Origin of the sequence: Methanobrevibacter cuticularis, from assembly GCF_001639285.1 — an archaeon.
GTDB classification, from domain to species: domain Archaea; phylum Methanobacteriota; class Methanobacteria; order Methanobacteriales; family Methanobacteriaceae; genus Methanobaculum; species Methanobaculum cuticulare.
This window is the reverse complement of sequence record NZ_LWMW01000123.1, coordinates 1-14,361: the sequence shown is the minus strand read 5'-3', so window position 1 is coordinate 14,361 and position 14,361 is coordinate 1. Positions and strand designations below refer to the sequence as shown.

Here is a 14,361-nt window from a genome sequence, read left to right as displayed (position 1 = left end):
AACCAACCATTACCAACAAAGCAAAAAGCAACAATAAGACCATCACAAAAGACGTCTTTTTAAACTTATTCATAATATCTTTCACCTCATCATTAAAATATAATATCTCAACATACCATCCAGCTATATCAAAAACTAAAAAAATGCTTAACAATCAACTACTAACCATATCTTATTAATTAATAAATAAAAAAAACTTGTTAGTCATCTAAAGAACAGTTAGTATCCTATTAAACTATTAACTTTTAACTACTGGACAAACATACTTATAGCAATTACCCATATATAAAGATATCACTTCTACACACCCCAAAACAAAAACAAAGAGAAACCACACAGCAAGAACAAAACCATAGACTACCCCCACCCCCCCCTAAACATACAAAGAACACACAAACAACAAAACAAAAAAATAAACAAAAAAATCAACCCTTTTACAAAAACAACCTATCTAACCCATCATCTAATTTTCCACCGATTCTTTTCATTTAAGTAACTATCACGAAAAATTCTTAAATTATTAAATAGCTGTCTTGATAAATCTAATGATCAAAAAACAATTATAAACACACACAGAAAAACAAATAAGAGAATAGAAAAAAGGAGGAATATGTTGGGTTTACTCAAAAATTTATAAAATTACATTAAAAATTATGAATTCATACTTATCATAACAAATTTTTTAATAATTTCTAAAAGATTTATATAAAAATCCTAAACCTTAAATTTATAAAAATTTTTAACTAAGACACTATAATGAATTACTGGATTAATAAAAAAGAAATCCACGATATAAACTGTGGTAAAAAGCCTTTTTACATAAATTAAATTTCTTTATTTTAAATTTCAGTGATTATTTTTCATTTAAAAGATTATTAAAATTTAAATAGCTGTTATTTATAAAAATTAATCTAAATTCACTAATTAAATTCAGATAATAAACATGAAAATTATTTTTAATTATTCTTCTAGAAATTTGACCACGACACAATAAACTAAAAAATATTATAAATAAAGAAAAAATTATGAAAAATAGCTATTCATGAATAAAAAAGATTTAAAATACTATCCAACATAAAATGCAATATAGCTAGTGTTTAGTATTATATTCTTTTGAAATAATGTATCTTCTGTTAAAAGTTCATTTAAATTTTTATTTTAACAATCAAATCCTTTTAAATCATTATTGTCTTTTAATAATTTAATCTTTATTTTATTAAAATCTAAATTTAATATATAACCTATCCATTTTGTAATATAAATTATATTAATTTTATTACATGATATTTTTTTATTTAAATTTAGTATTACTTTGAAATTATAACATTATTGAAAATGAAATAATTAGTAAATAAATTAGAAGATAGAATAAAAATAGTTAAAAATAATTAAAAATAGAAAGATTATAAAATATTCATAGCTTTATTTGTTTTAGCTATTGATTTTTCATTGTCAGATTCTAACTCTAACATTGCCCTTATTGCATCTACATTTTCAGGTACTACATCTGATTCTTGGTGAACAGCTTGCATATAGAAAAGTTCCCCATCAACGATGTTAAGAGATTCTTTCCAAATTGGAATTTCAAATAAATCATTTCTACTTCTTCCAAGCTCTTTAGCATATTCCATAAATTCAGCTGTTGAGCTTAAACCTTCACTTGCATTTAATAATAATACTCGAGATCTGTTTTCAAAAGTATCAATTACATCATCAATAGCTACATCATTTTCAAGCTCAACCATTAAGTTATGTTGATGCATAAGTGTGGTTGGAACGAGTAAAGCTAAGGTAGTGATATCTACACCATCCATTACAGTTTTCAAGTCAGGACCATGATGAGAAGGAACTGTTGGAGGATTAGGAACAATTGCATTTATTGGTCCTTTATTAACTTGAACAGGATCTCCACCACGTCTAACCATGACTGCCCTAACTTTTTTTATACCGCATAAATCATCAATTGGTTTTAAACTCCTTGTAAGACCTGTTGTATTACAAGATACAACACGAGAGTAATCAGCACCAAATGAATCATCATAATTAGAAAATGAATTAAAAGATAATCCAGTGAGGTCATGATCTTCACCACCTTGATAAATAGCTTTTACCCCTATTTTTTTGTATTTTTCAAGGTTTTCAGGACCTACATTACCAGGAGTACAATCCACAACTATATCTGCATCTTGAATCATTTCATCAACAGTTCCAGCTATTTCAATCCCTGCTTGATCAAACAACTTTTCCCTCTCAGGAATAGCTATATACAAGTCATAGTCTTTATTTACAGCCATTCTTGCTTCAAAATCAGGTTTAGTTTTACTAACCCCAATCACTTTCATATCATTTTGAGCTGAAACAGCATCAGCCACTCTTTTTCCAATTGTCCCATATCCATTTATAGCTATTGATTTCATATCCTTTAACTCCAAAATATAAAATGATTTTAATAATTATAGAATTGTTTTATAATTAAGAACGATTATGTTCCTTTAGTTTTAATGACTTTTTAGCATGCTTTTTTTATTTACTTTCATTATTTATTTTTTACTTCATATTTTATATGAATGATTAAAGAAAATAACACTTTTATAGTTTTTTTGTTGAACTAATGTAATAAATATTACTTATTAAAGTTTGTTTTTGACAAGATTTTTCATAGTTTCTTATTAATCATATACTTGGTTTTGATTATGATCATGAAAAATAAGGATTTAGTTTTTTCTTTTTTACTAATTTCTTTTTTATGATTAAAGTTACTTTTCATCAGCTCTTTCTAAAGTTTATTATTATATAAACTATAATTACCTTATATGACAGATGAGAAAATTTCAGAAATATACTCTGAAACCATAACAGCCATTAGAGAATTAAGAATGGATAGTAGTGATGAGGAAAAAGAAGAACTGTACAAAATAATCAATAAAAACAAAAATTACTTAGGATTTGACAATTTCGAAGCAGAAATGATTTCATACTGGAAAATAAAAGATCTAGAATTAGAAATCCATAAAAATATTAGAATGGCAAGTCAAGGAAGTAATTCTATTTCACTAAAAGATTTACAGGAAAAACTAGAAGAAGAACCCACGTTTATAGAGCAGTTTAATTTCTAAAAATGGGTGTATAAGTGAAAAGTTCCTCTATTGAAAAAAGAAAAAACTGATTAGTGTTTATTATATTAAATTAACAACAAAGAAAACTTACACTCAATCAGTAATTAGTAATTATGACTATAAAAAACTAACTATCTAGAATGGATACTAATAAAAAAACTAACCATCTAATACTCAATACTAATAAAAAAACTAACTATCTAAACTGAATACTAATAAAAAAACTAACTATCTAAACTGAATACTAATAAAAAAAACTAACTATCTAAACTGATATACTAATAAAAAAACTAACTATCTAAACTGATATACTAATAAAAAAACTAACTATCTAAACTGATATACTAATAAAAAAACTAACTATCTAAACTGATATACTAATAAAAAAACTAACTATCTAAACTGAATATTAAAAGATAAAAAAATATTAATAAGAATTTAAAAAATAAAAAAAGAAAAAGTAATATAATTATTCCATTGCATCTAATTTTTCAGGGAAGTATGTATCAACTACATATTCTAATCCGTATTTTGAAAAAGATTGCTGTTCTGCTTTTTTACCTATTTTAAGCATCTTTTTAATCTCATTCTGCCAAGCTTCATCTCTGTATCTTGGGTCTTTTGCTAGCTCTTTTAATCTTAAGACATCGATATCCTTTAAGGGATCAGTTGGAAGTTCATAATTAATTATGTCTGAGGCTGAAACCCCTAAGAATTTAGCATTAGGAGTAGCTAAATCATGATTAACATGGGCTAACTTCGCACTACCAGATATGATAACCATAGCTATGTGAAACCCCCAAGGGTCTCCATCGTTGCATATGTAAACTGGAAGATTGAGTTCTTCATTAACTCTCTTTAAAAATCTTCTTGTAGCTCTTGCAGCTTGTCCTTTAAGCCCTACAATTAAGGTATCAAATTTATCATAAGCTTTCTCTTGGACCATCCTATGAAACATCCCCATAGTTTCTACAGCTATTACTCTTTTAACATCATGGCCTACAAAATCAACTTCATCTATTGTTGGAGATATTGTATATCCAGATTTACCTGATTTCAAGGCATTGATTTCAATATCTCCTTCTTGAAGAACAATGTTTCCATAAACAGAAGCTCCATCTTCCTCAGGCATTAATCCCAAATCTTCACGAGTGGTACCCAATGTAACTTCAATATCTTCTCCAACTATGTTAGATTCTTGTTGGTTGTCAAATCCAATTCCCCAACCTTCACTAACATAATACATCTCCCTTAAAGTAGCTGTTTTTTCTCTTTGAACTAAATCTTTACAAAAATTAGCTACATGAACCATTTGCCCTATTTTTTTAATTTGTTTCACATTACCAAGAGATCTTTTACCATATCTATCCCCCAATACATAGTAACGTTTAGCATCATCATAAACGATGTTTGAGGTACCACGAGAAGGAACACTTAAAGTAGGAATTTTCTTTTCAGTCACATCATTGATAATATCTTGACCTAGACCTTTTAATTTATTGTAGGTGATTTCTTTTCTATTTAACTTAGTCTTTTCTTTTACATCTGTCATTTTATCCATTCCTCCCTTAGTCTATATCCTCAATATCAGGATTTTTTTCTTCTTCAACATCATCAATAGTTGAAGTAAGTTCTTCTTCAACTTCTTCTTCAACTTTATCAGGATCTTCACCTAATAATTCAGCTAATGAGCGCCTTGTAACTTTAGCTAGGACTTCTTGATACTCTGGAACCTCTGTCTCTGCTAATGCTGCAGATTCCTTAAGAATTGCAGGTACATATTCTTCAAATATTCTAGATCTTAAAGCTTCTTCTTTAGCTGCTTTTTTAGCTCTTAAATATTTTTGAAGTTTTCTACCTACTTTCATGGTAGCTTGCCTAACTTCATGAATTATTTCAGGTTCTGGAGCTACACTTTGTTTACCAGTTGATAAATAAGGAACTTGAGTAGAGATTATATTTACAAATATTGTAACAGGAGTGTTGTCTAAATCTCTTAACCCATATCGTTTCCAATCTATGCTTTTTAAAGCTTCTGTAATTGCACAGCTACCTTGATCAAAAGTTAATGGTACTCTATTTGCAAACCTCATAATTTCTGCTTTTCTTGTTTCATTAACAAGTCGACCAGAATTTCCTCCATAAGCTATTCCTGCCTCTATGATAAAAGCAACTCCACCTCTATATGTAACAGGTTTTCTAGTAGTTGCAGTTATAAATTCAGGTTTAAGGATTTCTTTCATTCCATCTTCAATTTGTTCATTTCCAATAGGAATAAGTCCAGAAGTTGGAGGGGCCATAAAATCCATTTTAGAAAAGGCATTGACAATTTCTTCTGCTTCATCCCATTTCATATCCTTAGGACGCTTATTTAAATCAATTCCAGTTATTTCTTCGATTTCACTTATTCTCTTATTTGACATTCTTGAAAGAGAACTAGTGAGTAAACTTCTAAATCGTCTTTTATCAGTGTGTTTTGCCATAAAAATTAAATCATCTGCAGTTACACCTTTGGGATGAGGTAAAACCTCTTTAGGAAGCACTGGAACCATATCTGCAGCCCTATTAAATATATATTTATGACCAGTAGGATCCCTAAATATTATTTTAGCATGAGGATTACCTATTATAGTTCTACGAATGTATTCAAAAGCTCCTTGCTCAGCTAATGAGTAAGATACATCTTTAAATTCAAGCTCTACACAAACACCAGTGTGTTTTGCATCATAATCCTCTCTTTTTAAAAGCATGCCTTTATTTTTCTTAACATCCATTTTAAATTCTAGTTTAACGCCTTTAAGTTTGTCTCCCTCTTCATAAGCAGATACTACTCTTGCAGGCTCACCAGTAGTCATTTGAGATAGTAACACACAACCACTACATCCTAAACCTTGCTGACCTCTTGATTGGATATTCCTAAACTTAGAACCTGCGAACATGGTACAATAAACTTTCATTATATAGTCTTCAGGGATTCCTGGACCATTATCCGAATGTCTAAGTAAATAATGATCTTTATCTATTCTTTTAAGATCTATTTTAATTTCTGGAAGAATTCCTGCTTCTTCAGCAGCGTCAAAACTATTAGTTATTAGTTCATGGAAAACTATGGTTAAAGACCTTATTTTACCAGTGAATCCTAACATTTGCTTATTTTTTCTAAAGAACTCTGAAGGTGTCAATTCTTGAAAATTGTCAAAGAGTTCTGATGCTTGTTGAGACAAACTTAACCTCCTATATAAAAATTTAAAATTTAAGTAATTTTAATTTATTTAATATTAGCTAATCCATTCATTATTAAAATTTAAGTAATTTTAATTTAATTATTATTAGTTAATCCATTCATTATTAAAATTTAAACAAAAAATTCATAAAAATAATTCTGAAATTCCTATAATTATTCAGATAGAATAAGTTCCTATAATTATTCAGATAAAATTATATTACAGTAAGTTATATATCAAAAATACCATATATTACTCAGTCCCTATATATGTCATGTTGGCTATATAAGGTTTTTGCATTGTTATATCAAATTTTTTGAAATAGTAATAAATTAAACAGTATTAAATAAACTTTTCTTATGTCTAGTTAAAGGAACTTGATTCTAAAATATAATATTTTAAAAGACATGATTAATACAATATCAATTAATTAAAATGAAAAATTACATGAACAGAAAAATATGATTCCGTTAAATCATCTAATATGCTATTGATTAAAGATCTATTGATTAAAACTAGAAAAATAGCTACAATAGCTATAAAACTAAAACTATATAAGACTAGAATAAACTAGATAAATTGAATTAATAGCTAATACTAGAGGATGCTAGTCAGTGCTAAATATATCTAGTAAATAGCTAATAAGAAGTTGAATATATATTTAGAGGTATGAATTATTTAAAGTAATAGTTAATCTAAATCATCTCTAAACTCAATTTTATCATCTTCAATTCCTACAACAGCTTTAAATTCTTTCATTTTTCTATCGCGTCTTTTATTTTCTAAAAAGCTATAAACTGATTTATGTCTTGAACCATTAAGAATCATTTCTACTGCTTCTTTAGCAACCATTACATTTTCAAGATCACCAATTAATGAAACAGTTTTTCCATAAATAGCCATGTCAACTTCGCCCATGTTAATGATTAGTTCTCTAGTTTTACCATCTTGACCAATAATTCTTCCTTTTTGTCTTGCTAGGGCCTTTTTAGATTTCCCTACATAAAGAGGTAACTTCATTATCTCCAAATAAACATCATCGGCATTAAGTTTAATAGCTATTTCTGGATTAAATCCTCTTCCAATAGCTTTCACAATATAATTTGTTTTCCATACTCCTAGTGGATCCTCCATATCATCAGTTGGGGAAACTACAACTGTTCCCTCTTCTCCATCAACATCTAAATGAGTTTTAGTTATTCCTTCAATTTTCTGTTTAGTTTCACCATTGGTTCCTATTAAAACTCCTACTCTATCATGAGGAATTTTAAGGTATTCTGTAGTTGGCAAATTGTTCACCTCTATAAATAAAAATATTTATCAATTTATCAATTAAATATATAATAATATAAATCCCTAATTTTTTAGTAAATTAATTATTATTGATATTTTGTTATCTATTATACTATATATTATTATTTATATCATTATTTTATTTAAAGAGTTTACACAACTAATTAAATATTAATAAATAAAATTATATAAAGATAATCAATAAGAGCATTAAAAAAGTAATAATCATTGTTATTCTTATTCATTGAATTAAATAACACTTATTAATATTATAATGATGATAATATTCTTTTTATCAAATAGAATACTAAACAATAGAATACTAAACAATAGAATACTAAACAATAGAATAATAAATAATAGAATACTAAACAATAGAATACTAAAAAAGTTAATTATTAAAAAATGACGATAATGATTGAGTATTTATAATAAAATGTTTCATGTAGTTAAATCGATATCTAAATTCAAAGCAGCTTTAATCTCTTCAAGATCTGCAGAAGCCCCCATCTTTTTAAACTCTTTAAATATAGTGTTAATATCTCTAATAAGTAAATCGTTAGCTATTGGATGATCTCTAACAACTGATTGAGAAACATCAATAATTACCGGCTTTTCATCTTTATTAAGAATATTAAAAGTAGATAAATCACCATGAACTAAATTAGCCTCATTAATGAACTTATTCATTTCAATTAGAAGCTTATTTAAAAATTCATCTACATCAATTGGGGGTTGGTTTTTTACAGTTTGTGCAGGATTTCCTAAATCATCTCCAATGAACTCCAATAATAAGACATTGTTCATAGCTATTATAGGCTTTGGTACATTAACATCTACCTCATGAGCCCTTAGTAAATTTCTATATTCCTTATTAACCCAAGATGTGATTAACTGTCGTTTATTATTTGATTTAACATTGAATCTAGGATCTCCTTGAATATAGTATTGCATTTTCTTAAAATCAGAAGTAGCTATTCTATAAATCTTAACAGCTACAAATGAATCAACACGAGAATCATCTTCATGAATACCTTTTAAAACATTAGCTTCTTTTCCTGTACTTATAGCTCCATTTAAAACTGTTAAATAACCATGGTTAGCTAATTTATAAAGAGTTTTGAGAGTTTGCTCATCAAATATCTCACTACCTACCCTTCTATCTTCAACACTTTTAAGTCTCTTTTTAGAGATAATTTTCTGTATTTCTTCATCAGCTTTAGTTATTTTAGGATCCATAGCAACCTCAAATAAAAAGAATAAAAAAGTTAATTATTTTTTAAAATACTTATTTAAATAAAAAAATTAAACAATGAAATAATTTATCAATATAATACAATACAAAATAATATCATTAATTACTCAATAATGAAATAATTTATCAATACAATGCAAAATAATATCCTTCAATTACTAATAATAAACTAATTTATTAATACAATGCAAAATAATATCCTTCAATTACTAATAATAAACTAATTTATTAATACAATACAAAATAATATCCTTCAATTCACTAATAATAAACTAATTTATTAATACAATACAAAATAATATCCTTTAATTATAAAATTAACTAATATTAAAAGGAAATAAGATTAATATGAAAATAGTTAAAAGAAATTAACAAATAAAATAATATTACATCTTTAAATAACCTTTTCTTTCAAGCCAATTGGATTCTGTTCTAGTGTATCTCCAAATAACATCTGCTTTTTCATCAGTTTGAAAATCCCATGGTTTAACTAAAACTACATCTCCTTCCCTAATCCAAATCCTTTTTTTCATTTTTCCGGGAATACGGGTCATTCTAATATGGCCATCTGAACATCTAACCTTAAGTTTTCCATGACCCATGATTTGTTCTACTACTCCAGGTATTTCTCCTCTTCGTGGTGTTCTTACTCTTTTAAATTCTTGTGTTCCTTGATCTCTTGACAAAAACTCTCCTCCATTTACTTTGATCCAACAGAATATCCCTAATTATTATAAAGAATTAAATTATAAAATTATAAGATTATTATCAGAAAATGTACAATATACTTAAAATAAAGAAACCCATTAGGATTTTCTAATTCCAAGATAATTAATATAAATTATTAAAGTTGTATGAAGATTAAATAATACAATTAATATAATACAATTATATTAATAATAAATTATATTTTTCTTGGTATATAATACTTTATAATGAATATCAATTAAATTATTGTAAATTATAAAAAATTAGGTAATATGTCTAAAAATCAAAGCTTAAATTTATATTCAATACTTAAATAATGATTATATTTTTAGTTAATTAATATCTGAGTTATGATACAAGTTAATTTTAATCCTTAAAATCTAAAAATAAGAAAATAAATGAAATAATTATAAGTCTAATATAGCTTAATAAAAATAATTTCAATAACAAATAAATAGAATAAATGGAATAAGTAGAATAAATAGAATAAGTAGAATAAATAGAATAAATAGAATAAATGGAATAAGTAGAATAAATAGAATAAATAGAATAAATGGAATAAGTAGAATAAATAGAATAAATGGAATAAGTAGAATAAATAGAATAAATGGAATAAGTAGAATAAATAGAATAAATAAAATAAATAGCAAATGCCTGTTGAGGAAGTTACTATGGGAACTGAGTTTTTAAAAATAAAAGAAGTTGGAGAAGCTAAAAAGATAATAAAAGATCTTTTTAATGAATATTCCCCTGAACAAGAGAAGATAAATATAGAAAATAGCTATGGTAGGGTTATATCTGAAGACATTATGAGTTCTATAGATCTTCCTCTTTTTGATCGTTCTTTGATGGATGGTTTTGCTGTTAAAGCTAAAGATACCTTTGGGGCAAGTGATGAATCTCCAAAAAAATTGAAATGTATTGATAGTATTGAAGCTGGATCTTACAGTGCAAAAACTATTGAAGATGGGGAGTGTATAGAAATAAGTACTGGTGCTCCACTTCCTAAAGGATCTAATGCAATAGCTATGATTGAATTTAGTGAACGTCAAGGAGACGATGTTTACATTTTAAAAAGTGTAGCTCCAAATCAAGATTTAGCATTAAAAGGGTCTGACATAAATAAAAACAAGTTACTTTTAGAAAAAAACACATTTTTAAGTCCAGATAAAATTGGAGTTTTGGCTGCTCAGGGAATAAAAGAATTAAATGTCTTCAAAAAGCCAAAAATAGCTGTAATTTCCACTGGAAATGAATTAGTAAGAGAAGATGAAGAATTAGATTATGGAAAAATATATGATACCAATACTCATTCCATAAGAAATGCAACAATAGCTTGTGGAGCAGATGCAATAGCTAAAGGAATCGTGAAAGACAATTATTTAGAACTAAAATTGAGAATAGAAGAATCTTTAAAAGATTCAGATATCCTTATTTGTTCAGGCGGAACTTCAGCAGGAGTTGGAGACATTTTAAGGCATGTTATGGATGAAATGGGAGAAGTTATCATTCATGGTGTTTCTGTTAAACCAGGAAAACCCACTATAGTTGGACTTATTGATGAAAAAATAATAATAGGATTGCCTGGAAATCCTGTTTCTGCCCTGATTATTTTTTATGTTTTTATAGCCCCTAATATTAGAAAATTATCTGGTTTAAAGGAAGTTGAAACTAGTAAAATAGTTAAAGCTAAAATATCCAAAAGAATTCATTCTCCTAAAGGTAGAATGGAGTATGCATTAGTTCAAATAAAAGATGATTTAGCTATTCCAATCCTAAAAGACTCTGGAGCTATTGCTTCCCTAGCTCATGCAGATGGTTATGTAAAAATTCCGAAAACAACAGAGCTTTTAGATGAAGGAGAAGAAGTTAAAGTTGCTCTTTTTAGATAATACAATGAAAATATTATTTATTTTTGTAAAAAAATAGTAAAATTCTATTAGAATATCTTTTCATTGATATAATCATAGCTATTTAGTTAATAGACTATAAATTAGTTTCTATTTATTTTCATCATCTAAAATTTTTATAATATAAGAATGAACATTTGATCTCAAAATAATAAAAAAGACTATTAATTCTAAACATTTTAAAAGTTAGCTATTTAATTGATAGCCAACCATGAAAGCTAACTTTAAATTGATAATTCAATTTGAAAAACTTTGTCTAATACATATAGATATATAACAAATAATAAAAATCAGAGATCTTCCAAATATATAAAAAGAATAGGACACAAACCATAATATAATAATGTAGGTTTATAATATAATAAAGCTATTAAATTATGTCATTGAGGATTCAAAGAAAAAAGGTAAAAAAGATAAAAAAGGTGTTAAAATGAAAATAGAAGATAAAGTAATAAGTGATGAGAGATTGGCTATTATAAACTACAAAGGAAATGTTGAAGATATGGGAATTCTTCTTGGAAAATTAATGGCATGGGCAGAAGTTAATAAAATTCAGCTTGCAGGAGCCCCTTTTGCAATATATTACACTAGCCCTGAAAAAACAGCTCCTGAAGAAATGATTTATGATATGGGAATTCCAGTATCAAAAGATACAGAGATCTCTGAAGAAGGAGAAATAAAAATTGTTGATCTTTTAGAACATAGAGTTTTATTCACTATGCACAAAGGATCTTACAAAGACTTGCCTAATTCCTATAAAGAAATGGTTGAATATTCTATCAAAAATGATTATGATATAATTGGTTCTCCTAAGGAAATATACTTCAATAGTCCTCATGAAGTTCCAGAGGAAGAATTACTAACTGAAATTCAATTTCCAGTTATAAAAATGTAGGTTTCCATTCAGTTTTCTATTGTTTTTGACATACTTTTCTGTTTTTTCTTAATAATGGCAGTGTCAAATACTTTACTGATTTTGATATTTTTCTTTTGTAAGATTTTTTTATTTTTTTATTGATTAAATGTGGTTATTATTTGATACCATTGTCATTAAATCATTGAATAATCTATTTTGATATTTTTCTTCTGTTTTTTTATTTCTGTATTAGTTTTTTAAATAGATTCTTCCTTTTGATCCTTTGATTTCTCTCATTCTTCTTTTGACGTGTTTTGGTAGGGTTTTTTGGAAATTTAATTCTGAAATATTGGATGTTTTTTCCACTCCATCGACCTTTAAATGCCAAAAAAAGTCATTAAAATTAGGAATTATCATTTTATTCATTAATTTTTGAATACATGGATGTGATGAATTAAAATTGTTCTTAATTTCCTTAAATTCTGTGTTAATTTCTTTTAAATTGCTGTTTAGTATCATTTTTATGATTCTTTGTTTTTCTTCTTTGATGATTTTTTTTATCAATTTTGGTTATTTTGCCTCCTTTTTTCTTAAATTTATTTATTATGCTTTTTAGTCTGTTATTTATGGCTGAAGGTGCGTGTTTTAAGGATAGTTGTCTTTTAAATCCGTGTTTTTCTAATAGTTTTTTATATTTAGGTTTTAAATCTACAGTTATGTATTTTTCTTCAGGTAAATAGCTAGATATTTCTTTAAAGAACTTGTCTAAGTTTTCAGCTGTTTTTTTATCATATAAATCATCATAAACGACTTTTTTGCTTATGGCATCAGTTATGCAAAAGTAGAAACAATTCCAACCTCCTTGTGCTTTTGACCATAAAACATCAAATGTATACTTTCCTGAGGAATCAAGAGGTATTTCATTGGGGGTTTCAGTTGAAAGTATTATATTTTCAATTGTTTGATGTGAAACACTTAAATACCCATCCCTATTCAAAAAATCAGTAGTGACTCTTAAAGGTGCATGGACAGGAGCATTATGATCTTTAACAGTGTTAATAAATTCATGAGAATAATTAGAGTTATCTGGAACTATATCACTAATATTAGACTCAAAAAACTGTATTAGTTTTGAGTATTTTAAGATTAAAATAAAAATTAAATGAATACAAGAACCATATTATTTTATCCCCTAATTGATCTAGGATCATTTTTACGAGTATATGTACTGGATGATCTAATTTTTCCATTTTTACTATGTATAATGACTTCAGTATTGCCTTGAGTTTTTGCTTGACGAATAGCATGATTAATAGCACTTTGTTGAGTCTCATGAATTGATAATGATCTTTCTGCATGTGGTTTTTTGTTAGACCAACCACCATTAGGGTTTTTAACAACATGGATTTGATTTTTCTTTCCGCCCAAATGAAAGCCTCCTTCTATTTAATGATAATCAGTAGTTCGTAAAGTATTATATATTATTGAATGATGATGTATTAAATCTTTCGGTGAATGTGATTAAAGATATGTTAAAGTTGAAATCAGCCCCTAATACTGCGTATAATGATAAGATGATTGTTTATCATCTTCTTAATGCTGCTGTTTCTCGAACTAGTGTTAGTAATGTTAGTAATCTTTGTATTGATGCTCCTTCAGAAGGAACAATTAGATATAGGCTTCGTAATATTAATTTAGATGGAATTCAGCAGAGTTTAAATGAAAATTTAAAGATTCATGGGATTAAAACCGTGCATAAGAAACGAAACATCTTTGCTATTGATTTTGTTAACATTCCTTATTATGGAAAGGAAAAAAACAATGGCGATACCATAAAAACCAAACCTAAACAAGGAACTAGTCAATTTTACACTTATGCTTCAATATACATAATATTAAGAAACAAACGCTACACTTTAGCTGTAAAACATGTTAAAAAAGGAGAAACTTTAAAAGACACAGTAGACTTTCTAATAAACGAAATCGAAGCTATTGGATT

The 14,361-nt window shown here is 26.8% G+C and carries 14 protein-coding genes; 4 read left to right on the top strand and 10 right to left on the bottom strand.

The genetic code is table 11. From position 1 onward, the window contains the following. Positions 1–238 precede the first annotated feature (238 nt). Together MBCUT_RS11775 and MBCUT_RS07960 are read right to left on the bottom strand one after the other, a co-directional pair. Positions 239–367 (bottom strand): hypothetical protein, encoded by a 129-nt coding sequence (locus tag MBCUT_RS11775; protein ID WP_281177981.1) that lies wholly within the window; start codon positions 365–367, stop codon positions 239–241. A gap of 1,036 nt (positions 368–1,403) precedes the next feature. Continuing rightward, the gene (locus tag MBCUT_RS07960; protein WP_067260156.1) at positions 1,404–2,417 is read right to left on the bottom strand and encodes a phosphorylating glyceraldehyde-3-phosphate dehydrogenase; all 1,014 of its coding nucleotides are present in this window, start codon (positions 2,415–2,417) and stop codon (positions 1,404–1,406) included. A gap of 396 nt (positions 2,418–2,813) precedes the next feature. Between MBCUT_RS07960 and MBCUT_RS07955 the strand changes: the two genes are divergently transcribed. Then, positions 2,814–3,116, top strand: coding sequence for a hypothetical protein (locus MBCUT_RS07955; protein ID WP_067260155.1), 303 nt, complete (start codon positions 2,814–2,816; stop codon positions 3,114–3,116). Between the two features lie 469 nt (positions 3,117–3,585). Here the strand turns inward: MBCUT_RS07955 and MBCUT_RS07950 are convergent, their stop codons facing one another. The 5 genes from MBCUT_RS07950 to eif1A all read right to left on the bottom strand — a co-directional run bounded on the left by MBCUT_RS07950 (position 3,586) and on the right by eif1A (position 9,574). Next, positions 3,586–4,668 carry a DNA topoisomerase IV subunit A gene (locus MBCUT_RS07950; protein WP_067260154.1) on the bottom strand — a complete coding sequence of 361 codons (1,083 nt, stop codon included), beginning with the start codon at positions 4,666–4,668 and terminating at the stop codon, positions 3,586–3,588. Positions 4,669–4,684: 16 nt separating this feature from the next. Further along, positions 4,685–6,340: a DNA topoisomerase VI subunit B gene (gene top6B / locus MBCUT_RS07945; protein ID WP_067260153.1), complete on the bottom strand. Its 1,656-nt coding sequence runs from the start codon at positions 6,338–6,340 to the stop codon at positions 4,685–4,687. A gap of 690 nt (positions 6,341–7,030) precedes the next feature. Continuing rightward, positions 7,031–7,630: a KH domain-containing protein gene (locus MBCUT_RS07940; protein ID WP_067260152.1), complete on the bottom strand. Its 600-nt coding sequence runs from the start codon at positions 7,628–7,630 to the stop codon at positions 7,031–7,033. A gap of 444 nt (positions 7,631–8,074) precedes the next feature. Further along, positions 8,075–8,872, bottom strand: a complete 798-nt coding sequence (locus MBCUT_RS07935) for a serine protein kinase RIO (RefSeq protein ID WP_067260151.1) — start codon at positions 8,870–8,872, stop codon at positions 8,075–8,077. Between the two features lie 402 nt (positions 8,873–9,274). Next, complete coding sequence (gene eif1A, locus MBCUT_RS07930; RefSeq protein WP_067260150.1) at positions 9,275–9,574, bottom strand: translation initiation factor eIF-1A; 300 nt, start codon at positions 9,572–9,574, stop codon at positions 9,275–9,277. A gap of 693 nt (positions 9,575–10,267) precedes the next feature. On the opposite strand from eif1A, the gene MBCUT_RS07925 reads away from it, so the two are divergent. Both MBCUT_RS07925 and MBCUT_RS07920 read left to right on the top strand, forming a co-directional pair. Then, positions 10,268–11,488, top strand: coding sequence for a molybdenum cofactor synthesis domain-containing protein (locus tag MBCUT_RS07925; protein WP_067260149.1), 1,221 nt, complete (start codon positions 10,268–10,270; stop codon positions 11,486–11,488). A 448-nt stretch (positions 11,489–11,936) separates the two neighbouring features. Further along, positions 11,937–12,401, top strand: a complete 465-nt coding sequence (locus MBCUT_RS07920; RefSeq protein ID WP_067260148.1) for a GyrI-like domain-containing protein — start codon at positions 11,937–11,939, stop codon at positions 12,399–12,401. A 210-nt stretch (positions 12,402–12,611) separates the two neighbouring features. Here the strand turns inward: MBCUT_RS07920 and MBCUT_RS10970 are convergent, their stop codons facing one another. The 3 genes from MBCUT_RS10970 to MBCUT_RS07905 form a co-directional block, all read right to left on the bottom strand. Beyond that, positions 12,612–12,779: a hypothetical protein gene (locus MBCUT_RS10970; RefSeq protein ID WP_157082546.1), complete on the bottom strand. Its 168-nt coding sequence runs from the start codon at positions 12,777–12,779 to the stop codon at positions 12,612–12,614. A 70-nt stretch (positions 12,780–12,849) separates the two neighbouring features. After that, positions 12,850–13,359 (bottom strand): hypothetical protein, encoded by a 510-nt coding sequence (locus MBCUT_RS07910; RefSeq protein WP_067260146.1) that lies wholly within the window; start codon positions 13,357–13,359, stop codon positions 12,850–12,852. Positions 13,360–13,547: 188 nt separating this feature from the next. Then, the gene (locus MBCUT_RS07905) at positions 13,548–13,790 is read right to left on the bottom strand and encodes a DUF2188 domain-containing protein (RefSeq protein ID WP_067260145.1); all 243 of its coding nucleotides are present in this window, start codon (positions 13,788–13,790) and stop codon (positions 13,548–13,550) included. Between the two features lie 101 nt (positions 13,791–13,891). Between MBCUT_RS07905 and MBCUT_RS07900 the strand changes: the two genes are divergently transcribed. Then, a partial coding sequence (locus MBCUT_RS07900; protein ID WP_211263791.1) for a hypothetical protein occupies positions 13,892–14,361 on the top strand: 470 nt, incomplete at its 3' end.